We start from the raw sequence: 21,889 nt of genomic DNA, 5'->3' as shown, positions 1-21,889 counted from the left end.
AAGGGGAGGACGACAATGACCGGCCCCAGAACATCACCGAACTCTTTACCGGCCACAGATGATCAAGAACGACGCAGAGCCACGGGCCAGAAGCAGTCATGCGCGTGGACGGGAGGGCGCAACTGCATTAACGGGATGGTGGCACGCACGTCCCGAACCTTAGTACGATCGAGAGGATCATCGGCTACGTATCCACCCAGCTCAGCCAGATTGAAGCGATATAGCTTCTTGTCGAAAACAAAGAGCTGAAACGGGCGGACACACTGAATGACATCGTCATGTACCGCTGAGCATGAGAACTCCTTTTCGCCCAGCCCTTGGAAATTTAGGTAGGCGTTCTGTTCAGTCAGCCTCAGGGCGGTTTGGTCGCGCATAAAGGCCTGAGGCTTTGACTTGTCGTCGAATACTGGCCGATTCCGATCGAAGCCGTAGCCCGCCGATCCCTCGTCCAAGCACCAAACGCGCTCATCCGCACGAGCGGGAACTATGCTTAAGAGAAGAACGAGAATGGGGACCGCTGTTTTCATTTGCTGCCTCGCGGGACACCCGACAGTAGCTCATGGTTGTAAATGGCTAGTAGTCTAGGATTTCAAAGCAATCTCATGCTTTCGGAAAGCCTTGCGACGTAGCAGTGCGAGAGCGATGATCGGCTACTGGTCAAAAATGCGAAGAACTCAGGTTAAGCAAATCTGGTCCGCTCTGCGTTTGTCGAGGTACGTGAAACACGGAGCGCGACGTGAGCTCGCGCGCGACATAGCAGCGCCATTGACATTCGTCCATAGCGTTAGCAATCTGAGGTTGCGTTAATGCTCGTTTGGAATCAATTCGCTCCGCGCGATTGTTCTCAACAATGTGAGCATATACCGATGAGTCAAGTGAACGAGGTCACGGCGCACATGCGACGATTCGCGATTGCACTTACTGCAATAGTCGTCAGCGTGTCGCCGTTGCAGGCGACTACTCTGCCCTTCGAATATGGTGCATTTCGAAGTGTGTGTACTTGGGTGCAGATCTCTGCAGATTCGGAAGTCGAACCGCGCTTGCCTCTCACAGCAATCAATAAAGAGGTCGGGGCCGCGGTCGAACAGCGACTTCGCGCGCTTGGTTTGTCCTATCCGGTTCTTACCGGTCCTGCCTGCTTTAGAGAGCGAGCAGAGGCGCCACTGCAACTTAGCCTCTGGTTCTATGCGCGGGCGGTCTATGACCCTGGCCATCCGCGTCGGCTGGTCCTCTCACTGACCATGCACAGTCATTACAAAGACCGAATGGCACCGGGCCCATACCACGCTGACATTCGAAAATCTCATCATGAATTCCCGACTGAAGTGAGCTTTTGCCCCTCCGGCCCAGATCCTTCTCGTTGCTTGACGGACCGCGTCGTCCATTACTTCGAAACGACCATGCTTCAAGTCATTGAACGGGCCCAACACCTTCTAAAGGGAGGACGACAATGACCGCAGCTCAGAATATCACCGAGTTTCTGAATATTGGCCTCGACATTCGCGGAAGTGCCAGCGACGTAGAGGCATTTTTGAGGTCCATTGAATCCGCAGTCTCGGTTCTGCGTCACGACGGCGAACAAGCATCTGTAGAACTGATCACGGACTTTGGCTCGCTTGAGGAGGCCGCACTAGGTATGATCGAGATCATCGGCACGCTAGTTGCCAAGGACGCTTGGGGTCGGCTTCACTGTTTACGCACCGCTCGCAAGTTCTGGGTGTTAAGCGATCGCTGCTCGGACGAACCAGGCGCGATGACTCTTCATCCCGACCTCATCGCGCTTTGACGTCGTCGCCGAGACGGCGCATCACCGCGATCAGCACCACGAAGGTGGCGACCCACACCATCCGTGCGCCGTAGCGGTCGTGCGGGCCGGAGATCACGCCGCAGATGAAGGCGTTGCCGAGCAAGGCCAGCGTCACCGTCGCCGCCAGCAGCGTCAGATCGTCCAGCCGGCGGGTCGCCAGCGCATGCGCGAGCAGCAGGACCAGCGCCAGCATCGACGCCAGCGCGACGGGGACATGCAGCCAGTTGACGTAGGCGAAATCGACGTCCCAGTGCTGCTGGCGCGCCGCCCGCATTGCGGCGACCTGTGCGGGGATGTAGCGCTCGATGATGCCGCGGGTGTGCGGGATCCAGCCATTGGTGCCTTCGCCGGTTGCCACATGCAGCAATTGCTGGCCCATGGCCCGCAGCGCCGCGCCGGCCTGCCAGGCCGGATAGTCCGCAAGCGAATGCACGACGATGTAGCTCATTTCCTGGTTCATGCCTTCGAAGCGGCCCAGCGTGTTGAACATGCTCTTGCCCCACAGGAATTCGTCGGCGCTCGCCGGCAGCTCGTTGCGATAGGGGCAGAGCTTGTAACGTTCCCGCGGGCAACGGTCGTTGAGATACTGTGCAACGATGCCGTCCTGCATCATGCGGCCGAAGGCGACGCCATAGCCGCCGGGTGTCCACGCCCATTTGCCCGACAGCGCATAATTCGCCGACACCAGCATCAGGCCGCCCGCAACGATCGTGAGGCTCGCCTGTGTCAATCCGGCGAGCGGAAGCCGCTTGCCCAGGAACGGCCGCGCCATCCAGCCAGCGGCGCACAGGCCGAGGAGCACGCCGAGCGTGGCGCTGTGGGTCGCGGCCGCAAAGGCGGTGAAGACAAACAGCGCGATTTTTTCGAGCCGGGACGTGCGCTGTTCTCCGACGACCAGCAGGAACAGCGACAGCACCGAAAGTCCTGCGAAGATGTCGGTGAGCAGCATGCTCGCAAGCCAGGGCAGCGCGGTCGCCAGGATCAGGCCAAGGCTGATCGCGACGAAGCGGAAGGTTTGCATCATCGAGAGCACGCGCAAGCTGAGCTGCAGCAGCCACAGCGTCGCCAGCGACTGGACGGCGAGGTTGATCCAGAAGCCGAAACCCTCGCCATAGTGAAGATAAAGGCCGAACACCGTGGAGCGGCTGGGGACCAGATAGCCCTCATACCACCGCGCCAGATAGCCGCCGGTATCCCATTGCAACAGCGGATAGCCGTTCCAGAACGCCGGTGCGATCAACAGGAGGGGCAGGGCCATTGCGGCTAGCCGCAGCCAGAACGTATCGGCGGCGCGCGCGCGCAATCGATCGGTGGTGATGCTCAAATCCGCTCCCGCCCTCGTTCGGACCCATGACCGCAATAACGGTTCGGGGAGAATTCACCAATAGTTTGATGCCGCCCCGCTTGAATTTGGCAAAACCCTGACCACGTTGAACTGACCTCGCCGTTTGGGGGCGTCAGAAGAAACTGTTGTGTTTCAAAGCCTTGGCACGCCTCCGCGGGGCAAGGTGCTGTTCACTCTCAGGCAAGCCCGTCAGGATTTTGTCGCCTAGACTGTGCTATACAGCCAACAAAAGAAGCCAATTCGAGAGAGCAATCCATGGCAATGCATCAGGTCAATCCGGGAGGAAAGCTCGCATCCCTCGATCCGATCTGGGACCGGATCCGGAGCGAGGCGGAGGATATCGTCCACCGTGAGCCCGAGCTTGCGACCTTCATCTATTCGACGGTGCTGCACCACAGCCGCCTCGAGGATTCGGTGATCCACCGTCTCGCCGACCGGCTCGATCACTCCGCGTTGTCGGGCGATCTCGTGCGCCAGACCTATGACGAGGCGCTGCGCGACGATCCCGATCTCGGCAACGCCTTCCGGGCCGATCTCGTCGCCATCTACGATCGCGATCCCGCGACGTCGCGCTTCATCGACCCCTTGCTCTACTTCAAGGGCTTCCACGCCATCGAGACCCATCGTCTCGCGCACTGGCTCTATTTGAAGGGGCGCAAGGATTTCGCGTATTACCTTCAGAGCCGATCGTCGGCGGTGTTCCAGACCGACATCAATCCCGCCGCGCGCATCGGCCGCGGCATCTTCCTCGATCACGCCACCGGCTTCGTCTGCGGCGAGACGGCGGTGATCGAGGACGACGTCTCGATCCTGCACGGCGTCACGCTCGGCGGCACCGGCAAGGAGAACGAGGACCGTCATCCGAAGATCCGCCATGGCGTGCTCATCGGCGCCGGCGCGAAGATCCTCGGCAACATCGAGATCGGCCATTGCGCGCGCATCGCCGCCGGCTCGGTCGTGGTCAAGCCCGTGCCGCACAACGTCACCGTCGCGGGCGTGCCCGCCAAGATCGTCGGCGAGGCCGGCTGTGCCGAGCCGTCGCGCACCATGGATCAGATGATCAACGCGATGGGCCTTTGAGATCGCGTGGAAGGGCCGATTTTCCGGCCCTTTTTCGTCCCCAAATTGTTTGGCAATTCATGCTGGCGGTTCGTCGCGTCTCGTCCTAAAACCCCGCCGACCAATTTCGATCGGAGACTTGCCGTGGACGTCAAAGAAGTCAGAAAGCTCGACGCGTACCTGAAGCGCGTATTCGGCAATCCCAAGATCCGCGTCGTGCCGCGGCCGAAGAAGGACGATTCCGCCGAAGTCTATATCGGCGAGGAATTCATCGGCGTGCTCTTCGTCGACGACGAGGACGACGATCGCTCGTTCCAGTTCCAGATGGCCATTCTCGAGGACGATCTCGTCGATCAGGAGTAGTGCAGGCGTCCTGTTGCGCCTCGGAGTCAAGCATCCATCGCCGCGAGCATGTCGGGAATCGTGACAAACTTTTCCCGGGGCTTGCCCAGCACGGCTCCCCTGCGCTTCTCGGCCGCATCGATCGTGCCCCAATCCGGATAGCTCACGATGCGTGCGACGCGGCCGGTCAGGCGCGCAAGCAGTGCGTCAGGCGTATCCGAGCGCGGCCGTCGATGGGTGATATCCGCCAGGACGGCCTCTGCGGTCGCAATCCCGCAGCCGCGATTGGTGCCGATCGTGCCGTTCGGCCCGCGCTTGCTCCATCCGCAGACATAGAGGCCCTCGATCACCGAACCATCGACTGCGACACGTCCGTCGACGTTCGCATGCACGCCCCGACGCGCGTCATACGGAACCCCAGCCACCGGCGTGGTCTTCCGGCCGACGCTGCTGAGCGAGAGACCGCATGCGACGTCCTCGATAGCGCCCGATTCCTGCTTGAACGCGATGGCCTCCAGGCGGTCCCGTCCTCGGAGCGCGACGGGTGACAGACGAAATCGAAAAACGCAGCGCCGCGGCTTCGTCACGGACGTTCGCGAGAACGCGCGCAGCAACGACAATTTTTCGGTCAGCTCCGGATCGTCGGGAGGTCGCGACTCGAATTTATCGGGGGCGACGTTGAGCATGTCGACGCATGTGTCGCATGTGTCGAGTTCGAGAAAGTCACGCAATTCCTTTGCGGTGAACCTGGCCTGCGCCGGTCCGCCGCGGCCGACGACGTGGATTTCGCGGATCCGGCTCTCGGCGAGCACGTCGAGCGCGTGGCGCGCGATGTCGGTCCGGCGTAGCTCGTCCGCGGTCTTGGCGAGGATGCGCGCCACGTCGAGAGCGACGTTGCCGTGGCCGATGACGATCGCGGTCTCATGATGAAGATCGAACCGCAGATCCGCAAACTGCGGATGCCCGTTGTACCACGCGACGAAATCGCCCGCCGTGTGGCTGCCCGGGAGAGCTTCGCCGGGGATGTCGAGCGCCCGGCTCAGTTCCGCGCCTGTCGCGAGCACGACGGCGTCATAGGCCTCGCGCAGCTCGTCGATTGCGAGGTCGTCTCCGATGGTCACGCCGCCGATGAAACGAAACCCTGGCATGGCGGCGATCCGGTCGAAGGCCGCCGTGACCTGCTTGAGCTTCGGATGGTCGGGGGCCACGCCGAACCGCACCAGCCCGTACGGCACCGGGAGCCGTTCGAACATGTCGACGGTCAAGGGCACGCCCGAGCGCAACAGGGCCTCGGTGGTGTAGAAGCCGCTCGGTCCGCTGCCGACGACGGCGATGCGGTTTTCGTTTGCAGCGGACCCCGTCATCGGCCCAGCGCCTGCCTGCGTTCATCGGCCCCCGGCAGCGCCGGCAGGCGCGCACTGATGACGGGAGTTTCAGTCGCGCGCTTGCGGTTGACGTCGATCCAGTACTTCTTGTCCGCGGCGAGGCGATAGTCGGGCTCGATCGCGCCGACCGGGCAAGCCGGCGCGCAGCCACCGCAATCGATGCAGTTTTCCGGATCGATGTACGTCATGGTGTCGTCGACGTGGAAACACTCCACGGGACAGACGGTAACGCATTCGGTGTAGCGGCAGCCGCGGCAATTGTCGGTGACCACATATGTCATCGTCAGGCCCCGCTGACCTGAACGAGGATGTCCGAGAAGGTCGGGGCACGGCCGAGGTCGGCGAAGGCGGGAGGCGTCAATACGTGAACCGTCGCGCCCCTGCGATTGGACCGCTGCCAGTAGCCGGACGGGGCCACCACCACACCCGGCATGACGTCGGCCGAAACGGTCGCGAAGGCCTCGAACGCGCCACGGTCGTTGAACACGCGAATGGGCGTGCCCGCGACGATGCCACGCTGCGCCGCATCGTCCGGATTGAGGAGCACCGCCTGTTCCTCGCCCGCCTGCGCGGTCTGCGCCGGCAGGTTGCCGTAGTTCGAATTCAGGAAGGCGTGGCTCTTCGGCGAGATCAGGCTGAGTGGATAGCGCGTTGCGAGCATGGGCGCGGTGCGCGGGTTCTCGTTCGGCGGGATGTAGTGGGGCAGAGGATCGACCGGCGCGGCGTCCTGATCGCCATTGTAGCCCTGGCGGAACAGCGGCACCACGAAGTTGCCGCCGGCGGCGATGGTCGAACTGAATTCGCACTTCCCCGATGCGGTCGGAAAATTGCCCTCGCGGTGCGGCGCCCAGTCGGCCGCCGCGGGCATGTTGAGGCGCGCATAGCCTTTGGCCTTGACGTCGTCGAGCGTGATGCCTGCGAGCACCGGGCTGCTCCAGTCGAGGGAAGCTTCGATGATTTCGTCATCGCTCCGGAAGAAGGAGGGGTCCGTGATGCCCATCGCTCGCGCGAGCCGGCGGAACAGCTCGGTGTTGGACACGGCTTCGCCGAGCGGCGCGATCGCCTGGTTGTTGTAGGATAGATAGAGATGCCCCCAGGAGAACATGATGTCCTCCTGCTCGAGCTGAGTGGTCGCGGGCAGAACGATGTCGGCGTATTTGGCAGTATCGGTCAGGAAGTGCTCGCTGACGACGGTGAAGAGATCCTCGCGTTCCAGTCCCTTTTCGAGCTTGGCTTGTTCGGTCACCATCGCCATTGGATTGGCATTGTAGACGAACAGCGCCTTGATCGGCGGATCGAAGTCGAGTTCGCCGGTCAGCGCCGCTCCGAGGCGCCAGGAATTGAGCACGCGCATCTTCTCCGGCTGGAGATCGGGACGCATCAGCACGTCCCATCTGACCGGGAACGCCCAGATCGGGAGCTGGAGCAGCCCGCCGCCGACGTGCTTCCAGGCGCCGATCAGTCCCGGAAGACAGGCGATCGCGCGCACGGTCTGACCGCCGCCAGCATGCCGCTCGACCGCGACGCCGATGCGCACGACGGCCGGAGGTGTCGTCGCATACTCCCGTGCCAGCTTGACGATGTCGTCGACGGGAATGCCGGTTTCCTGCGAAGCGAATTCGGGTGTGTAGCCGGACGCCCGTTCGGCCAGATCGTCGTAGCCTACGGTGTATCTGTCGATATAGTCGCGATCGACCAAATTCTCCTTGATGATGACGTGGATCATCGCGAGCGCCAACGCAGCATCGGTGCCGGGACGGATCGGAATATGCCAGTCGGCGAGGCGCGCGGTGCGGGTGCGGACGGGATCGATCACCACCAGCTTGGCACCGGCCTTTTTCGCCTGCTCGATGAACGGCCAGTGATGCGAATTCGTGCTCAGTGTGTTGCAGGCCCACAGGATGATGTACTTCGAGTGCACGAAGCTTTCGGGATCGACGCCCGGCGTGTGCCCGATCGTCATCATGTACGCGGTGCAAGAGCCGGAATCGCAGAAGGTGCGCTCCAGAACCGTCGCGCCGAGCTTGTTGAAGAGGGGATCGCCGACGTTCAGCCCATTGATGATGCCCTGCGTGCCCAGATAGCTGTAGGGCAGGATCGCCTGCGCACCGTGCTCGGCAATAATGGATGTCCAGCGCGAGGCAATGGTCGCGAGCGCTTCCTCCCAGGAGATCCGCTGGAACTGCCTGGTGCCCTTCGGTCCGACGCGTTTGAGCGGATACAGGACACGCTTGTCACTGTAGACACGCTCCTCGTAGTTGTTGACCTTGACGCAAAGCCGCCCGCGCGTGAACGGATGGTCGGGATTGCCGCGGACGGCGACGGCCTTGCCGTCCTCGACCGTGGTCAGAATCGAGCAGGTGTCCGGGCAATCGTGGGGGCATGCGCCGATGACCGTGGTCCTTGCCATGGATCTCTCCGCTTCCTGATTTGAGGCAATCCGAAGGATGCGGTGGTCGGGCCCGGCCTGGCTTCTCAAAATGTGCGGTGTTGTTGTCCCAGCCTGCTCTCGGCCGGTGGACGCCCGGGCCGGTCTCTGGCATGCTAATTGCTGGACCCGGTACTACCTTTACCTGCACATCGCGTTATCTGACGGAGAGACACGATGGGTATGCTCGGCAATTCTGTCGATAAATACGTTACCGGCAGAATGCTTCAGACATCCAACGAGCGGCGATGGTCGCACCTGCTCGCGGAGCGGTGGAGCCATGATCCGGGCGATCTGCCGCCACAATTGCCGCGCGACACCGAGATCGCGATCCTGCTGCGCGGCAACTCGGTCGTCGATCGGGAAGGTGCAGGCATGCGGCAGCGCACTTTCGGCAGAAGGGGCACCGTGTGGCTGTGTCCGGCCGGCATCCGCGAGGACTTCATCCGTGTCGAGAACCAGATGCAGGAGTGCCTGCATATCTTTCTTCCCGGACACCCGTTCGACGACACCATGCTTCGGGATCTCGACATCGACCCGTCCGGAATGTCGATCCGCTACGAGAGCATCGACCGGGACATCTTCATCGAGCACGTCGCGGACCGGATCCTTGGCGAGCTCGAACATGAGACCTCGACCGGCCGCCTTCTGATCGAGAGCCTGGGGCGGGCCCTGTCGGCTCATCTGGTGCACAGCTATGCGGCGACGTCAGTCCGGCTGAAGCAATCCCATGCCGTTCAGAAACCGCTCGACGCCAGGCGGCTGTCGCGTGTCACGGAGTTCATCGCGGCGTCCGTCGATCGCGATTTCACGGTGAAGGACCTGGCGTCGGTGGCGTGCATGAGTCCGGCGCATTTCTCCCGCAGCTTCAAGGCGGCGACCGGCGCGGCGCCGCATGAATATGTCAGCCGGCAGCGCCTCGACTTCGCCAGGCACCTCTTGTCCACCAGCGATCGTCCGCTGGTCGACATTGCTTACGCCGCCGGATTTTCGTCGCAGGCCAATTTCAACCGCGCCTTCCGCAAGGCGGTCGGGACGACGCCGAGCCTGTATCGGGCGCAGAAGGTTCGGGACTGAGGCCTCCGTCAGGGGAGGACGGACCTCGCCGCCGCAAGAGCCATGTCTTGTCGAGAACCCGGTCTTGTCGAGAACCCGGAGCCGCGCGGTCGCCTCCGCGACCGTCACCCATGCCCGACGGGTCAAGTTGACTTCGAAAAATATGAATAAGCGCAGAGGCTTGGCTACTGTGCATGGGGTTGTTTTCGATGTTTTGCCAGGGCTTCGGTCTTGCGGCGGGCCAAGGGAGAGCGGCCGAGCTCAGCCCTTCGGCCCGCGCAGCTGCGCCGTCAGCCTGTCCAATGCTTCTGCGACGTCACGCCACTGCGACAGCCAGCTCCGCGGAAAGCGGAAGGTGAGGTCGGCACCGCCGACGCGGCGCTCCGAGAGGCACATGCCCGGGGTGGCCGCATCGCGCGTGCAGCGCGCGGTCAGCGCGGGGCTCGCAGCGGAATAGAGATCCTCGCTGCCGTAAGGTGTGTCGGTGCGGAACATCCGCATTGTCAGGCCGTCCACGGGCGTCGTCGCGGCCTGATCGAGGTAACGCGGATAGATCGTGGCCGTCCGCTGCTCGGGCGCGAGCGCTTCGTGATGGGCCGAGATCGACAGGAAGATGCGGTCGATCGATTGCAGCGCCACTTCCGCCGTGTCGGCGGTGACGTGCCTGGGCGCGCCGGGGGGCTCCAGCGACGGATAGAGGAAGTCGAGATCGATGCGCTCCTGCGGCCCCGAGTGCCGCTGGATCTTCATGCGGATGGCCGCCGTCGGCAGATTGAACAGCGTGCCGCCGATGCTCACCGGCAGCTTGTCCGGCGCGTTCGCGCCCCTGCTGCGCCAGGTCGGCCACAGCAGATAGGCGACGAGTGCGACGGCACATGCGGCGGCAATGCCCCCGAGCACGATCGGAACGACGTGCGCGCGGGTGCGCGTGCGGGGGGACCTGATGGGAGCTGCCGAAAAGACCGTCATGAGTTGCGCAAGTCGAGCCGGACATCGGCCGGTGGCCGACGAATCAGCGGCGAATATGGCATGCGACGGCGATTTCGCAGAGCGTTCCCGCCTGCGGCGAACGGGGACGGCCCTGCATGGACCGGCCAGCCCTGTTAACCTTCCCTTAAGGATAATGTAGCGTTAACCCCTGCTCTTTGTCACAGGAAGGCGGTGGCGTTGCGTAAGGGCGAACCGTTCCGATGACACCTGAAGCTCTCAATACTTTCTTCGCGATCGGCATCGGTTTCGCGCTCGCGGGGGCGCTCGTGAACGGGTACCAGGCGCTTGCGCAGCGGCCCGCCGGATTCGGCCTTCTGCAGGACGGCGTCGCGCCGAAAACCTTCGCGGCGGTTCCGTTCCTGGTGTTCGCCGCGCCCTTCATCATCATGCGCAACACGCTTCGCGGCATCCGGGTGGAAAGCCGCCGTGTCGAATTCGTGATGATGGCGACCGTCATCGCCAGCTTCTGGAGCATGATGAGCGGCACCTTCGTCCTGATGACGCTGCGGGCGGCCGGCATTCTGGTCTGATGCTCGTGCTTTGAGCGCGGCCGGCCCTTTGCCTCTGCGCCGCCGTTTGTCTATGCCAGGGGTCAACGCGACAGGAGTCCTCCATGGCGATCTACGAGCTCGACGGGCAGGCGCCCGATCTTCCCGCCGACGGCGACTATTTCATCGCCGAGACCGCCACCGTGATCGGCCGCGTGCGCCTGAAACCGGGTGCGAGCGTCTGGTTCGGCGCGGTGCTGCGCGGCGACAATGAGTGGATCGAGATCGGCGAGGGCGCCAACGTGCAGGACGGCTCGACCTGCCACACCGATCTCGGCTTTCCGCTCGTGATCGGGAAGAACTGCACCGTCGGCCACAACGTCATCCTGCACGGCTGCACGATCGAGGAGGGCGCGCTGATCGGCATGGGCTCGATCGTGATGAACGGCGCGAAGATCGGCCGCAACAGCATCGTCGGTGCCGGCTCCGTCATCACCGAGGGCAAGGAGTTCCCCGAGCGCTCGCTGATCATCGGCTCGCCGGCGCGCGTGATCCGCACGCTCGATGATGCGCAGGTCCAGAAGATGGGCAGTGCGGCCAGGTTCTACGTGGCCAACGGTCCGCGCTTCAAGAAAGGCTTGAAGCGGATCGGCTGAGATCAGCTTCCCTCGGATTCGCTCGCTTCGATCGCGCCTGCAATCCTCTCATGGCCGGCGGCCCAGAGCGCATGCTCGTCGCTGCCGTCTGAATACGGATTGGCTTCAGCCGGAATGTTCTCGCGCGCGGCGCGTTCGCCCTCTGCAAAGGGATCGCGATCGGTCATCTTGATTTCGCCTCCTCGTTTTCAAGCTGATCCTCGTTTTCAAGCTGATGTGACGGCATTTGTTCCGGAACCGGTCTTCGCCGCAGCGGTTGACCGGCAAAGGAGAATTCCGATGGCCCGAGCGTCCGCAATCAGCTCCATCAAGACCATGACCGTGATCTTCGCACTGGCGGCGATGCCGGCCGTATCGTTCGCTCAAGCGACCGGCGGCGTTGGCGGATCGACCGGAGGCTCTGCGGGATCGACCGGAGGTGTTGCCAATTCGCCGGCTCCGCCCCCCGGTACCAACAGTTTGGGTACGGCTCAATCATCCGGCCCCGGCTCCGGAGTCACCACCGGCACCGGCGCAGGCGGAGCGGCTGATGCCACCATCAACGCCGAGAACAGGCAGCTCGACAAGAAGGTCAAGAGCATCTGCCGCGGCTGCTGACGCTCGCGCGGAAGTGAGACAGTGTGGCTGTCACGGATTCCCAAGTGACGTTAGCTTGGTCCTGCTTGAAGCGTGGAGCGTGTCCACGCGGAGGATCGAGTGATGTTACGCAAGATGATCATGACGGCGCTGACCGTGGTGGCGGTCGGGCTGTCGGTGCCGCAAGTGGCTGAGGCTCGGGGCGGTTTCGGACATGCTGGAGGCTTCCATGGCGGCGGCTTCCATGGGGGAGGCGGCTGGGGACACCGCCATTGGCATGGCGGCGGTTTCTGGCCGGGCTTCGCAATCGGTGCGGGCATCGCCGGCGCCGGCTACTACGGCGGCTATTACGGCTACGGCTACCCCTATTACGGCGCTCCCTACTATTATCGTACCGGCTACGACGACTACAACGATGGTTATGGCGGCTGCTACGTCGCGCGAAAGCGGGTCATGACGCCAGCGGGATGGCGATACCGTCGGGTCGACGTCTGCGAGTGAGATGGAACGCCTGTTAAAAAACAAGGCCGTTGACGCAGTATACCGTCAACGACCTTGCCAGCCCCGGATATTGAAATCGGCTCACGCCATCCGGTAAGGGCGAGCATCGCGCGGAATCATACGGGCGAATGTGATCCAGTTCACAAGTGGCGAAAATAAAGCGCCTTCGCAACCGGCTCAGCCGCGCGAGCGTTTGCGCGCGGTGGCCTGGACGCGGTGCCGTGCCGGTTTCCTGCGGGTAACCGACGGTGTTTCGACTTCGGTCGTGCGTGCACTGGCAAAGGACTGCCGCAAGCCGTCGATGGACTCATTCAGCGCCGTGACCTGCTCGGACAAGCGCTTGGTATCGGCCTGTTGCGCCGCCATCAGCCGCTTCATCGTCAGGAGCTGGTCCTGCACCAGCTGGAGCTGATCGATGGATTCCTGCTGCGTCGCCTCCAGTCCCTTGGTCTTCTCAACCAGCTGCTCGGATGCCTGGGCCGTGCGGGCCTGGAGCTGCCGCGATGCCACCACCCGGTCGGTCTCCGGGGCGGCACCGGTATAGGCACGCCAGATCGCGATCGAGGTCACGCCTGCGATCAAAAGGAGAAGGGTGGCGGCAGTCAGCGCGATTGGCTGGGCGCCAAGACGAAGCAGGGGATTGGACCGAGTGTCCGCTGCGAGATCGATCATCGCTGACTAAACCCAAATTGAAACTTGGTGCGTGGCGAAGGCCGGCTGCCCGGAGGGCGGCCGTGGACGTCCCGAAAGTGTTACTGATCAGCAACAAATGGGACCAAAAAGAGGCTGGCCCTATGAGAACAAACGGAATTTGGCGAAAAAAGGTCTCGAGATACCGATTTGTCTCGATGCAGCGGTAGGCGGCCGGCCCTGACCGGGCAGGTGATGCCAAGCTGATTCGACGCAGTGCGGGTCAGTGAGTCCGCTTCAGAACTTGTACGCGAGGCCGACCGTTGCGGTGTGGGTGCGGGCCTTCACATGTGCGGTGAAGCGGTCGTCGAACGCCATCCCGTTTGCGGTGAAGAAGGTCTGGGTGAACGTCCCGAAATCGGCGTAGCTGTAGTCGGCGCGCACCAGCCAGTGACCGGCGATCATCTGCTCGACGCCGCCGCCGACGGTCCATCCGACTCGAGTCGACGCATGGGTTTCGTTGTAAGTGGCGCCGGTGCAGAAGCTTCCGGGAAACACGGTGCAATTGGCGTTCAATTCGAGGCGTTGCCACGCCACGCCCCCCGTGCCGTAGACCAAAGTGGCGGGTGCGACGAGATAGCCGAGGCGGCCGCGGAGGCTGCCGTCCCACGTTTCCTTCACCGAGGCGGTGGGGAGTCCATTCACCGGTGCGCCGAAAAAGAGACCTGTGATCCCCGGTGCGGGATTGGCCCTCTTGCTGGCATCGGCCCAGCCGAAATTGGCTTCGACACCGGCAACCCAGGACGTCGAGATTTGCGCGCTGTAGCCGAGATAGCCGCCGAACCTGGCCGCGACGCTATCCATCGCGCCGCCGGTCCCGGCCGTTGGAACGAATATGCCGACGCCGAGACCGGGGGCGACGTCGCTCGTCCGCCAGTCATTGTCTCCCCAGCGTGCGCCGATCGAAACACCGGCGTAAAATCCCGACCATGACGTCGCCGCAGCTGGCGGCGCCTTCACCGGCATATCGGCCGCCAGCGCCGGGCCTATCAAGGCAGCCCATGCCAGCGTCCCGGCAACGATCGAGATCAAGTATTTCGTCATGCACCGCCCCCGCGCGCGTCCCGAATCAGAATTCTTGCAGACTCGCAGGTCGCAGCGAGCGCGACAACGATTGTGGAACTCGATGCTGCAATAGGGTCGCGATGTTGCCGACAGGACACGCCGCTTCCGGCAGGGAGCGGCACAGTTGCGCAACGCTTACGACTCGAAGCTCGACAACATTCCGGAAGTCTTCGACCGCGGGGCCGCATACGGGCCGAGCCGCGATGTCGTCAGCCCAAGCCGCACCAGTGATTCGGCCAGCGTCACAGCTGCCATCGACGCCGTCGATCACGGCAGAGACCGTGTATGGCTTCGGCAGGGTCGTCGCGGATCGCGGCCGCTCGTCAGTGAGTCCGCTTCAGAACTTGTAGGCGATGCCGACCGTCGCGGTGTGGGTACGGGCCTTCACGTGCGCGGTGAAGCGGTCGTCGAACCCGATCCCGACTCCCCCTGCGGTGAAGAAGGTCTGGGTCCAAGTCCCGAAATCGGCATAGCGGTAATCGACGCGCGCAAGCCAATTGCCGCCAATCATGTGCTCGACACCGCCACCGAGGGTCCAGCCGACTCTGGTCGATGCATAGGTTTCATTGTGAGCACTGCCGAAGCAGAACGAGTTTCCGGGAACCACGGTGCAATTGGCGCTCAGTTCGAGGCGCTGCCACGCCACGCCGCCCGTGCCGTAGACCAAGGTAGCGGGCCCGACGAGATAACCGAGACGACCACGGAGGCTGCCGTCCCATGTTTCCTTAACGGTGCCGGATGGAAGGCCGACCAAAGGGGCGCCTAAGAAGAGCCCAGCTGTGCCCGGTAAGGGAGTCGCCGTCTTCTTGTTGTCGGCCCACCCGAAATCGGCCTCCACGCCGGCGATCCAGGATGTCGATATCTGTGCGTTGTAGCCGAGATAGCCCCCGAACCTGGCCGCGACGCTGTCGATTGCGCCGCCTGTGCCCGCTGTCGGGACGATCGCGCCGGCAAAGTTCGGGGAGACGTCACTGGTCTGCCAGTCGTTGGCCGCCCAGCGGGCGCCCAGCGAGAGGCCGGCATAGAAGCCAGACCATGACGGTGCCGCCAGCGGCGCCTTCACCGGCATGTCGGCGGCCAGCGCCGAACCCGCTACAGCGGCCCATGCCAGTGCTCCTGCAATCTTTGCAGTAAAGTATCTCGTCATGCTCCGCCCCCGCGTGCGCCCCGAATCTGAATTCTCGCAGATTCGCAGGTCGCAGCGAGCGCGACAACAATTGTGGAACCCGATGCCGCGAAAAGCTTGAGCTGTTGTCGGCCGGGCACACTTACGCTCTGCTGATTCCGTCCAGAGGTATGTGGTGCCGCGCCTACGGACGAAAGCCCGACAACAATCCATCATAGGGTTTCGCCCGCGGCGCGGCGTACGGGCCGAGCCGCGACGTCGTCAGTCCCAGCCGCACCAGTGATTCGGCCAGCGTCACCGCTGCGGCGACGCCGTCGACCACGGGCAGGCCGTGCGTGGCGGCGAGCTCCGCGGCGAGATCGGCCATGCCGGCGCAGCCTAGCACGATGGCCTCGGCGCGGTCGTCGCGGATTGCGGAAGTGATCTCCGCCGAAATTTTGCCGAGCGCATCGGTGTTGCGCTCTTCCAGTGCCAGCACGGGCACTTCGGCGGCGCGGACGCGGGCGCAGCGTTCGGCGAGGCCGTACTTTTTCAGATTATGCTCGATCGGCACGATCGAGACACCGAGCGTCGTCACCACGGCGAAGCGCGCCGCAATCAGGCTCGCCATATGGAAGCCGGCCTCGCCGATGCCGACCACCGGCGCCTTCGCGACGGCGCGCGCGGCATCCAGGCCGGTGTCGTCGAAGCAGGCGATGATGTGGGCATCCGCACCGTCGCGGTCGGCCTCGCGGATGCAGCCGAGCATGCCGGGCACGGCGAAAGCTTCGTCGTAAAATCCTTCGATCGAAACCGGGCCCATTGCCGGCTGGCGCGCGTCAATCACCGTGCCGGGCAGGGCAACGCTGCGCGCCGCAGCGGCGATCTTCGCCGTCATCGACGCGGTGGTGTTTGGATTGACGACGTGCAGCCGCATCGGATCAGACAAGTCCCTTGTCAGACGAGTCCCTTGCCGGCGTCCGAACCCTTGGCCGCCTGCCGCTTGTTGAGCATGTGGATGGTGCCGAGCGCAAGGGCGATCATCGTGAACGAGACCGCCGAGATCACGGTGCCGAGCGCGTAGATGTCGGGGTTCGTCACGGTGGTGGTGAGGCCCTGAAGATCGAGCGGCAAGGTATTCACGGCCCCGATCGCCTGGCTGGAGCGGGCGAGCTCGTCCCAGGACAGCGTGAAGCCGAACAGGCCGATGCCGATCACCGAGGGCAGTATGATCGGAAGCACGACGTGGCGAAAGGTCTGCCACGGCGTCGCGCCGAGATCGCGCGCGGCTTCCTCGAGGCGCGGGTCGAAGCGGTTGAAGATCGCGAACATGATCAGAAGCCCGAACGGCAGCGTCCAGGTCAGATGCGCGCCGAGACCCGAAGTAAGCAGGCCCATCGAGGTCTCGAAGTTCTCGTTCCAATGCGCCTTGATCAGGTCGTCGATGATGCGGAATTCCAGCGAGATGCCGAGCGAGGTGATGATCGAGGGCACGATCAGGCTCGCGATCGCCGAATAGAACAGGATGCTTTGCGCCTTGAACCTGCGGCGGAACGCCATGCCCGCGGCGACCGACAGCACGACGGTGAGGACCATCACGACAAGGCCGAGCAGCAGCGAGCGGCGAAAGGCCGCGCCGAGATCGACGATGCCCGTGCCCTGGAACAGTTTCGCGATCCAGAAGGTCGAGACGCCGTTCATCGGGAAGGTGAGGCCGCCCTGCGGTCCCTGGAACGACAGCACGTAGATCGCGATCATCGGTCCGTAGAGGAACAGTACATAGGCCGCGAAGAAGATCGCGAGCACGTAGAAGGAGCGCGGACGTCCTTCCCTCATGCTCAGAGCTCCTTCTTGATGTCGACGATCCGGGACATCATCGTGATGATCAGGAAGGTGATGACAAGCAGGATCACGGCGTTGGCCGCTGCTGCGGGGAACTGCAGCGCGTTCACCCGCGTCTCGATGATCTTGCCGGCTGCCGCGATCTGCTGGCCGCCCATTACGCCGATGGTGATGAAATCGCCCATCACGATGGTGATGACGAAGATCGAACCGATCACGATGCCGGGCTTCGCAAGCGGAATGATGACGTTGACGAGGGTTTGGAAGCCGGTGGCGCCGGCGTCATAGGCGGCCTCGATCAGCGACTTGTCGATGCGGATCATCGAGTTGAAGATCGGCACCACCATGAAGAAGGTGAAGAGGTGCACCAGCGCCAGCACCACGGAGAATTCGGAGAACAGCAGCCATTCCACGGGATGGTTGATCAGGCCTGTTTTGACGAGACCGGAATTGACGAGGCCATTGCGCCCGAGCAATGGAATCCAGGCGATCATGCGGATCACGTTGGAGGTCCAGAACGGGATCGTGCAGAGCAGCGATAGTCCCATCTGCCAGGTCTTGGACTTGACGTGGAAGGCGAGGAAATAGGCGACCCAGAAGCCGATGAACAACGTGATCGCCCAGACCATGAAGCACAGCTTCAGCGTCTTCACATAGGTCTTGCCGATCGTGCAGAGGTCGGGGAGCTGCGCGATGCACCCCTCGAACGTGTCGGTGTAGCCGCGGCCCGAGAAGGCCGGCAGCAGCTGGTATTCGTTGTAGTCCCAGAAGGAGACGATGACGACGAACACCAGTGGAATGAGAAAGAAGGCAAGAAACACCAGCATCATCGGCCCGGCCTGGAGCCAGGAGATGAAGGTCGGTGACAGGCGCGTCGGTTTCGCGGCGCACGCTGTGTCCGACCCCGGGATCAAGCCCGGGGACGCCCGTTGCAGGACTTCTTCCGACATGTCCGTTACGCCGCGATGAACTCGTTCCACTTGCGGACCATGTAGTCGTTCTCGTCCATCACCGCGTTCCAGCAGGCGACGCCGCCCATGCGGTCCTCGTAGGAGCCGCCATCGCGCACCGCGCCGGCCTTCTCGAGCAGCGAGCCGTCGGGCGCCTTGATGTCCTTCTCGGCCGGCTTGCCTTCCATCCAGTACGCCCACTCGTAGGGCTCCATATGTGCCTTCGCGGTGGAGAGCACGGCGGAGTAATAGCCCTGGCGGTTGAGATAGGCGCCGGCATAGCCGGACAGGAACCAGTTGACGAACTCATAGGCCCATTCGAGCTTGGCACCCGAGACGCCCTTGGAGACGCAGAAGCCCGAGGCCCAGGAGCGGTAGCCTTCCTTGAGCGGCTGGAAGGTGCAGGGGATGCCCATCGAGCGCACCTTCGTCACCGCCGGCGACCACATCGACTGGATCACGGTCTCGCCCGAGGCCATCAGGTTGACGCTTTCGTTGAAGTCCTTCCAGAAGGCGCGGAACTGGCCGGCCTTCTTGGCTTCTGTCATCACCTTCATGGTGAGATCGATCTCTTCCTTGGTCATGTTGCCCTTGTCGGCATATTTGTACTTGCCGGAGGCTTCCACGACCATCGCGGCATCCATGATGCCGATCGATGGGATGTTGAGGATCGAGGCCTTGCCCTTGAACTCGGGGTTGAGCAGTTCGGACCAGGAACTGATCGGCCGCTTGATCAGGTCGGGGCGGATGCCGAGTGTGTCGGCGTTGTAGACGGTTGGAATCAGCGTCACGAATTCGGTCGCCGACGTCGCGAACTTCTTGGAGTCCTTGCCTTCGAGGTAGAGCACCTTCCAGGGCGCCGTGCCCTGGCCGCCGATCTTCTTGCCGCCGGGCGTCTCACCCTTGGTGAAGACGGGCGTGATGTTGTCGAACTGCTTGATCTTCCTGGCGTCGAGCGCGAGGATGTTGCCAGACGGAACGATCTTCTTCAGCGAGAAATATTCGGTGTCCAGCACGTCGAAGGAGTTTGGCTGGGTCATCACGCGTTTGGTGACGTCGTCGGTGGTCGCGGTGATGTATTCGATCTTGATGCCGGTGTCCTTCAGGCACTGCTTCGCGATGTCGTCGCCCTCGTTGACGGCGGTGCCGAGATAGCGAAGCACCTTCGCGTCGGCCGACTTCACATAGGGAAAGCCGGTGATCGCCCCCGAGCCGGCGGCAAGGCCGGCGAGACCTGCGGTGCCCTTGAGCAGCGTGCGGCGGCTGACGCCTTTCGTCCTGGTGGTCTCGGTCATGTCATCACTCCTCTGTTGCGCATTCCAGTGGTCGATCGGCGCTATTGCAGGGGTTGCGCCTTGGCGGGATCCCAGGTCGCCAGTACGCGGTCGCCCGGACGGAACGGATGGACGTCGAAGGCGGCTTCGGGAACGTGGGAGAACAGGGCCGTGCCGTCGTCGAGCGTGAGCGAGACGGCGATGTAGGAGCCCTGATATTCGGTCTGGGTCAGCAGCGCCGGCGCACCGAACGCGCCGTCAGTGAACGGCACGATGCCGAGCTGATCGGCGCGGACGGCGATGAGTTTGCCGGCGTCGCTGAGCACGTTGTGGCCGCCGATGAAGCGCGCCACGAATTCTGTGCGGGGATGATGGAAGATGTCGCGGGCCGTGCCCTGCTGCTCGATGCGGCCGTGATTCATCACCACGATGTGATCGGCGAGAGCCATCGCCTCTTCCTGGCCGTGGGTGACCTGGATGAAGCTGATGCCGAGTTCGCGTTGCAGCCGTTTCAGCTCGCCGCGCATCCTGACGCGCAGAAACGGATCGAGTGCGGAGAGCGGCTCGTCGAGCAGGAGGATCTGCGGCTCGGTGATCAGCGCACGGGCGAGCGCCACGCGCTGCTGCTGGCCGCCGGACAGCTGCGCCGGGAGACGGCCCGCATATTGGCTCATCGCAACCAGCTCGAGCAACTCGCCGGCGCGCTTGTGCCGCGTCGGCTTGTCGATGCCGCGCATCTTCAAGGCGAAGGCCACATTGTCCAGCACGGAAACGTGCGGAAACAGCGCGTAGGACTGAAACATCATCGCCGTGCCGCGCTTGGCCGGCTCGAGATCGGTGACGTTTTGCGCGCCGAGGATGATGTCGCCCTCGCTGACCGCCTCGTGCCCCGCGATCATGCGCAGGGTCGAGGTCTTGCCGCAGCCGGAGGGGCCGAGCAGGCAGCAATAGGTGCCGGCCGGGATCTTCAGGTTGATGTTGTCGACCGCCAGCGTGGTGTCGTAGCGCTTGGTGACGGCGACCAGTTCGAGAGCGGCGGGAGTGGCCATGGCGTGTCCGAGCAGGGGCGATGCTCGCCTCTCTCCGCAAGCTCCGTGCCAATAGCCTTCAGCCAACTGATTTCAAGAAACTGTGCAGTGGAGTCAGATCGTTAGGTCAGATTCCGGTCCCGTCTCGCCGGCCAGCGCCGGCTTGCCCTCTGCACACAAAATGAGCGAAAATTGTATAAAGTTTCGCCTGTGATTGGATACAACTCGTCGACTAACATTTCGGCCGAACGTCGCCGATCGAGCCCTCACAGCAATGGCCGCCAAGACCCGCCAGAAATCCGATGCGCCAGATGCGAGCGACCGCGTCAGCCGTATCCGGGAGGGCGTGACCGCCGCGATCCTCGAGCATCGCCTGCTGCCGGGCACGAAGCTCGGCGAGGACGAGATCGGCGATATCTACGGCGCGAGCCGCACGCTGGTGCGCAGCGCGCTGCAGCAGCTCGTGCATGAGGGTATCGTCAACATCGAGAAGAACCGTGGCGCCTTCGTCGCGCGCCCGACTCCCGCCGACGCCCGCGAAGTGTTCGAGGCGCGCCGCCTGATCGAGCCTGCCATCGTCGATCACGCAATCGATGCGGCGTCCCCGGCCTGGATCAATCGCCTGCAGCGCCATCTCACCGAGGAGCGCGAGGCGGAGCTGCGCGGCGATACGCGCGCCTCGGTGAGGCTCTCCGGCGAATTCCATCGTCTCGTCGCCGAGATGAGCGGTCACAGCATCTATCTCGGCTTCCTGAAGGAACTGATCGCGCGCTCCTCGCTCATCATCCTGCTCTACCGCCGCCACGACACGCCGGCGTGCGGCACCGATCATCACGCGGGAATCGTCGAGGCGATCGGCGAGGGCGACAGGGCGCGCGCGGGGGCCTTGATGCTGTCGCACCTGAACGAGATCGAGGCCGAACTGTTCCTGAAGGATCCCGCCGCCGACGACCTGCGGCTCGCGGATGTACTGGGCGCCTGACCTATACTGCGACGAGTTGCGGCCGGGGCATGCGGGATCGCATCAGCGATTGAGTTCACTTTCGGCGGCAAGCTGCCCGTCAGGCGTGATCTCGTATTCGCCGTCCTGCTTGGTCATCCATCCTGACCTGACCATCTCTCGTGCAAGCTGTATCGAGCAGATCGGATGATTGCCTCCAGGGTGATACAGCCTGTCATTTCGGACGAGCAGGTGCCCGTACAATTGAGCCTGGCGTAGCGCCCTGCGCATTCCCGGTGATGGATTTTTCATGCCGGTTCAAGCGCGAGCACGATGAAGGTTCCTAATCAACGGACCGGAAC

Annotated in this window: 25 protein-coding genes and 1 pseudogene; 9 read left to right on the top strand and 17 right to left on the bottom strand. The window is 63.3% G+C overall.

Translation table 11 applies throughout. From position 1 onward, the window contains the following. Positions 1-62: 62 nt before the first annotated feature. A complete protein-coding gene (locus ACYCVF_RS16575; RefSeq protein WP_459604390.1) occupies positions 63-527 on the bottom strand; it encodes a hypothetical protein in 465 nt (154 codons plus the stop codon). Positions 528-1,450: 923 nt separating this feature from the next. Here ACYCVF_RS16575 and ACYCVF_RS16570 point away from each other — a divergent pair. After that, on the top strand, positions 1,451-1,786 hold the full coding sequence (locus tag ACYCVF_RS16570) for a hypothetical protein (RefSeq protein ID WP_459606332.1): 336 nt from the start codon (positions 1,451-1,453) through the stop codon (positions 1,784-1,786). Here the strand turns inward: ACYCVF_RS16570 and ACYCVF_RS16565 are convergent. Further along, positions 1,773-3,131, bottom strand: coding sequence for a hypothetical protein (locus ACYCVF_RS16565; RefSeq protein WP_459604392.1), 1,359 nt, complete (start codon positions 3,129-3,131; stop codon positions 1,773-1,775). The two genes, ACYCVF_RS16570 and ACYCVF_RS16565, sit on opposite strands and share 14 nt — an antisense overlap. A gap of 276 nt (positions 3,132-3,407) precedes the next feature. Here ACYCVF_RS16565 and cysE point away from each other — a divergent pair, with 276 nt between their 5' ends. Both cysE and ACYCVF_RS16555 read left to right on the top strand, forming a co-directional pair. Continuing rightward, on the top strand, positions 3,408-4,232 hold the full coding sequence (gene cysE, locus ACYCVF_RS16560; protein ID WP_459604393.1) for a serine O-acetyltransferase: 825 nt from the start codon (positions 3,408-3,410) through the stop codon (positions 4,230-4,232). Between the two features lie 123 nt (positions 4,233-4,355). Further along, entirely contained in the window at positions 4,356-4,574 is a 219-nt protein-coding gene (locus ACYCVF_RS16555) for a DUF3126 family protein (protein ID WP_007602550.1), read from the top strand. Positions 4,575-4,600: 26 nt separating this feature from the next. Here the strand turns inward: ACYCVF_RS16555 and ACYCVF_RS16550 are convergent, their stop codons facing one another. The 3 genes from ACYCVF_RS16550 to ACYCVF_RS16540 are packed head-to-tail and all read right to left on the bottom strand — an operon-like array spanning position 4,601 to position 8,348. Continuing rightward, complete coding sequence (locus ACYCVF_RS16550; RefSeq protein ID WP_459604394.1) at positions 4,601-5,917, bottom strand: FAD-dependent oxidoreductase; 1,317 nt, start codon at positions 5,915-5,917, stop codon at positions 4,601-4,603. Continuing rightward, on the bottom strand, positions 5,914-6,219 hold the full coding sequence (locus ACYCVF_RS16545) for a ferredoxin family protein (RefSeq protein WP_091889461.1): 306 nt from the start codon (positions 6,217-6,219) through the stop codon (positions 5,914-5,916). Before ACYCVF_RS16545 ends, ACYCVF_RS16550 begins: the two co-directional genes overlap by 4 nt. A 2-nt stretch (positions 6,220-6,221) precedes the next feature. Then, positions 6,222-8,348 (bottom strand): molybdopterin-containing oxidoreductase family protein, encoded by a 2,127-nt coding sequence (locus tag ACYCVF_RS16540; RefSeq protein ID WP_459604395.1) that lies wholly within the window; start codon positions 8,346-8,348, stop codon positions 6,222-6,224. Positions 8,349-8,588: 240 nt separating this feature from the next. Between ACYCVF_RS16540 and ACYCVF_RS16535 the strand changes: the two genes are divergently transcribed. Further along, the gene (locus tag ACYCVF_RS16535) at positions 8,589-9,443 is read left to right on the top strand and encodes an AraC family transcriptional regulator (RefSeq protein ID WP_459604396.1); all 855 of its coding nucleotides are present in this window, start codon (positions 8,589-8,591) and stop codon (positions 9,441-9,443) included. A gap of 240 nt (positions 9,444-9,683) precedes the next feature. Here ACYCVF_RS16535 and ACYCVF_RS16530 read toward each other — a convergent pair whose 3' ends face one another. Next, positions 9,684-10,391: a hypothetical protein gene (locus ACYCVF_RS16530; protein ID WP_459604397.1), complete on the bottom strand. Its 708-nt coding sequence runs from the start codon at positions 10,389-10,391 to the stop codon at positions 9,684-9,686. Positions 10,392-10,612: 221 nt separating this feature from the next. Between ACYCVF_RS16530 and ACYCVF_RS16525 the strand changes: the two genes are divergently transcribed. Beyond that, on the top strand, positions 10,613-10,942 hold the full coding sequence (locus tag ACYCVF_RS16525; protein ID WP_459604398.1) for a DUF6949 family protein: 330 nt from the start codon (positions 10,613-10,615) through the stop codon (positions 10,940-10,942). 83 nt (positions 10,943-11,025) lie between these two features. Continuing rightward, complete coding sequence (locus ACYCVF_RS16520; protein ID WP_459604399.1) at positions 11,026-11,556, top strand: gamma carbonic anhydrase family protein; 531 nt, start codon at positions 11,026-11,028, stop codon at positions 11,554-11,556. A 2-nt stretch (positions 11,557-11,558) separates the two neighbouring features. Here the strand turns inward: ACYCVF_RS16520 and ACYCVF_RS16515 are convergent, their stop codons facing one another. Beyond that, positions 11,559-11,723: a hypothetical protein gene (locus tag ACYCVF_RS16515; protein ID WP_197433510.1), complete on the bottom strand. Its 165-nt coding sequence runs from the start codon at positions 11,721-11,723 to the stop codon at positions 11,559-11,561. 112 nt (positions 11,724-11,835) lie between these two features. On the opposite strand from ACYCVF_RS16515, the gene ACYCVF_RS16510 reads away from it, so the two are divergent. Beyond that, positions 11,836-12,153, top strand: a complete 318-nt coding sequence (locus ACYCVF_RS16510) for a hypothetical protein (protein ID WP_459604400.1) — start codon at positions 11,836-11,838, stop codon at positions 12,151-12,153. 102 nt (positions 12,154-12,255) lie between these two features. Then, positions 12,256-12,633, top strand: a complete 378-nt coding sequence (locus ACYCVF_RS16505) for a hypothetical protein (protein ID WP_459604401.1) — start codon at positions 12,256-12,258, stop codon at positions 12,631-12,633. Between the two features lie 177 nt (positions 12,634-12,810). On the opposite strand, the gene ACYCVF_RS16500 is transcribed toward ACYCVF_RS16505, so the two are convergent. From ACYCVF_RS16500 to ACYCVF_RS16460, 9 genes and pseudogenes are all read right to left on the bottom strand, one after another. Further along, positions 12,811-13,305, bottom strand: a complete 495-nt coding sequence (locus ACYCVF_RS16500) for a hypothetical protein (protein WP_459604402.1) — start codon at positions 13,303-13,305, stop codon at positions 12,811-12,813. A 255-nt stretch (positions 13,306-13,560) separates the two neighbouring features. Next, complete coding sequence (locus ACYCVF_RS16495) at positions 13,561-14,367, bottom strand: outer membrane protein (RefSeq protein ID WP_459604403.1); 807 nt, start codon at positions 14,365-14,367, stop codon at positions 13,561-13,563. A gap of 156 nt (positions 14,368-14,523) precedes the next feature. Next, positions 14,524-14,705, bottom strand: a pseudogene (locus tag ACYCVF_RS16490) (aspartate/glutamate racemase family protein); the annotation flags it as partial. A 20-nt stretch (positions 14,706-14,725) separates the two neighbouring features. Continuing rightward, on the bottom strand, positions 14,726-15,535 hold the full coding sequence (locus ACYCVF_RS16485; protein ID WP_459604404.1) for an outer membrane protein: 810 nt from the start codon (positions 15,533-15,535) through the stop codon (positions 14,726-14,728). A 163-nt stretch (positions 15,536-15,698) separates the two neighbouring features. After that, positions 15,699-16,430 (bottom strand): aspartate/glutamate racemase family protein, encoded by a 732-nt coding sequence (locus tag ACYCVF_RS16480; RefSeq protein WP_459604500.1) that lies wholly within the window; start codon positions 16,428-16,430, stop codon positions 15,699-15,701. Between the two features lie 20 nt (positions 16,431-16,450). Beyond that, a complete protein-coding gene (locus ACYCVF_RS16475; protein ID WP_459604405.1) occupies positions 16,451-17,329 on the bottom strand; it encodes an ABC transporter permease in 879 nt (292 codons plus the stop codon). A gap of 2 nt (positions 17,330-17,331) precedes the next feature. Then, a complete protein-coding gene (locus ACYCVF_RS16470; protein ID WP_459604406.1) occupies positions 17,332-18,285 on the bottom strand; it encodes an ABC transporter permease in 954 nt (317 codons plus the stop codon). Between the two features lie 5 nt (positions 18,286-18,290). Further along, a complete protein-coding gene (locus ACYCVF_RS16465; RefSeq protein ID WP_459604407.1) occupies positions 18,291-19,580 on the bottom strand; it encodes an ABC transporter substrate-binding protein in 1,290 nt (429 codons plus the stop codon). Between the two features lie 41 nt (positions 19,581-19,621). After that, positions 19,622-20,608 (bottom strand): ABC transporter ATP-binding protein, encoded by a 987-nt coding sequence (locus ACYCVF_RS16460; RefSeq protein ID WP_459604408.1) that lies wholly within the window; start codon positions 20,606-20,608, stop codon positions 19,622-19,624. A 253-nt stretch (positions 20,609-20,861) separates the two neighbouring features. On the opposite strand from ACYCVF_RS16460, the gene ACYCVF_RS16455 reads away from it, so the two are divergent. After that, positions 20,862-21,569, top strand: coding sequence for a GntR family transcriptional regulator (locus tag ACYCVF_RS16455; protein ID WP_459604409.1), 708 nt, complete (start codon positions 20,862-20,864; stop codon positions 21,567-21,569). 42 nt (positions 21,570-21,611) lie between these two features. Here the strand turns inward: ACYCVF_RS16455 and ACYCVF_RS16450 are convergent, their stop codons facing one another. Further along, positions 21,612-21,839, bottom strand: coding sequence for a hypothetical protein (locus ACYCVF_RS16450; protein WP_459604410.1), 228 nt, complete (start codon positions 21,837-21,839; stop codon positions 21,612-21,614). Between the last annotated feature and the right edge of the window lie 50 nt (positions 21,840-21,889).

It is taken from the genome of Bradyrhizobium cedriense (assembly GCF_054602315.1).
Note: the sequence above shows the minus strand (reverse complement) of the source record. Positions and strands in the feature narration are given on the sequence as shown.

What these genes read in the sequence shown, in the direction of transcription:
- ACYCVF_RS16530 (WP_459604397.1), bottom strand. Translation starts at nt 10,391, where the DNA reads ATGACGGTCTTTTCGGCAGCTCCCATCAGGTCCCCCCGCACGCGCACC.
- ACYCVF_RS16465 (WP_459604407.1), bottom strand. Translation starts at nt 19,580, where the DNA reads ATGACCGAGACCACCAGGACGAAAGGCGTCAGCCGCCGCACGCTGCTC.
- ACYCVF_RS16485 (WP_459604404.1), bottom strand. Translation starts at nt 15,535, where the DNA reads ATGACGAGATACTTTACTGCAAAGATTGCAGGAGCACTGGCATGGGCC.
- ACYCVF_RS16475 (WP_459604405.1), bottom strand. Translation starts at nt 17,329, where the DNA reads ATGAGGGAAGGACGTCCGCGCTCCTTCTACGTGCTCGCGATCTTCTTC.
- ACYCVF_RS16520 (WP_459604399.1), top strand. Translation starts at nt 11,026, where the DNA reads ATGGCGATCTACGAGCTCGACGGGCAGGCGCCCGATCTTCCCGCCGAC.
- ACYCVF_RS16505 (WP_459604401.1), top strand. Translation starts at nt 12,256, where the DNA reads ATGTTACGCAAGATGATCATGACGGCGCTGACCGTGGTGGCGGTCGGG.
- ACYCVF_RS16480 (WP_459604500.1), bottom strand. Translation starts at nt 16,430, where the DNA reads ATGCGGCTGCACGTCGTCAATCCAAACACCACCGCGTCGATGACGGCG.
- ACYCVF_RS16470 (WP_459604406.1), bottom strand. Translation starts at nt 18,285, where the DNA reads ATGTCGGAAGAAGTCCTGCAACGGGCGTCCCCGGGCTTGATCCCGGGG.
- ACYCVF_RS16570 (WP_459606332.1), top strand. Translation starts at nt 1,451, where the DNA reads ATGACCGCAGCTCAGAATATCACCGAGTTTCTGAATATTGGCCTCGAC.
- ACYCVF_RS16510 (WP_459604400.1), top strand. Translation starts at nt 11,836, where the DNA reads ATGGCCCGAGCGTCCGCAATCAGCTCCATCAAGACCATGACCGTGATC.
- ACYCVF_RS16550 (WP_459604394.1), bottom strand. Translation starts at nt 5,917, where the DNA reads ATGACGGGGTCCGCTGCAAACGAAAACCGCATCGCCGTCGTCGGCAGC.
- ACYCVF_RS16525 (WP_459604398.1), top strand. Translation starts at nt 10,613, where the DNA reads ATGACACCTGAAGCTCTCAATACTTTCTTCGCGATCGGCATCGGTTTC.
- ACYCVF_RS16540 (WP_459604395.1), bottom strand. Translation starts at nt 8,348, where the DNA reads ATGGCAAGGACCACGGTCATCGGCGCATGCCCCCACGATTGCCCGGAC.
- ACYCVF_RS16515 (WP_197433510.1), bottom strand. Translation starts at nt 11,723, where the DNA reads ATGACCGATCGCGATCCCTTTGCAGAGGGCGAACGCGCCGCGCGCGAG.
- ACYCVF_RS16535 (WP_459604396.1), top strand. Translation starts at nt 8,589, where the DNA reads ATGCTTCAGACATCCAACGAGCGGCGATGGTCGCACCTGCTCGCGGAG.
- cysE (WP_459604393.1), top strand. Translation starts at nt 3,408, where the DNA reads ATGGCAATGCATCAGGTCAATCCGGGAGGAAAGCTCGCATCCCTCGAT.
- ACYCVF_RS16495 (WP_459604403.1), bottom strand. Translation starts at nt 14,367, where the DNA reads ATGACGAAATACTTGATCTCGATCGTTGCCGGGACGCTGGCATGGGCT.
- ACYCVF_RS16450 (WP_459604410.1), bottom strand. Translation starts at nt 21,839, where the DNA reads ATGAAAAATCCATCACCGGGAATGCGCAGGGCGCTACGCCAGGCTCAA.
- ACYCVF_RS16460 (WP_459604408.1), bottom strand. Translation starts at nt 20,608, where the DNA reads ATGGCCACTCCCGCCGCTCTCGAACTGGTCGCCGTCACCAAGCGCTAC.
- ACYCVF_RS16545 (WP_091889461.1), bottom strand. Translation starts at nt 6,219, where the DNA reads ATGACATATGTGGTCACCGACAATTGCCGCGGCTGCCGCTACACCGAA.
- ACYCVF_RS16575 (WP_459604390.1), bottom strand. Translation starts at nt 527, where the DNA reads ATGAAAACAGCGGTCCCCATTCTCGTTCTTCTCTTAAGCATAGTTCCC.
- ACYCVF_RS16500 (WP_459604402.1), bottom strand. Translation starts at nt 13,305, where the DNA reads ATGATCGATCTCGCAGCGGACACTCGGTCCAATCCCCTGCTTCGTCTT.
- ACYCVF_RS16455 (WP_459604409.1), top strand. Translation starts at nt 20,862, where the DNA reads ATGGCCGCCAAGACCCGCCAGAAATCCGATGCGCCAGATGCGAGCGAC.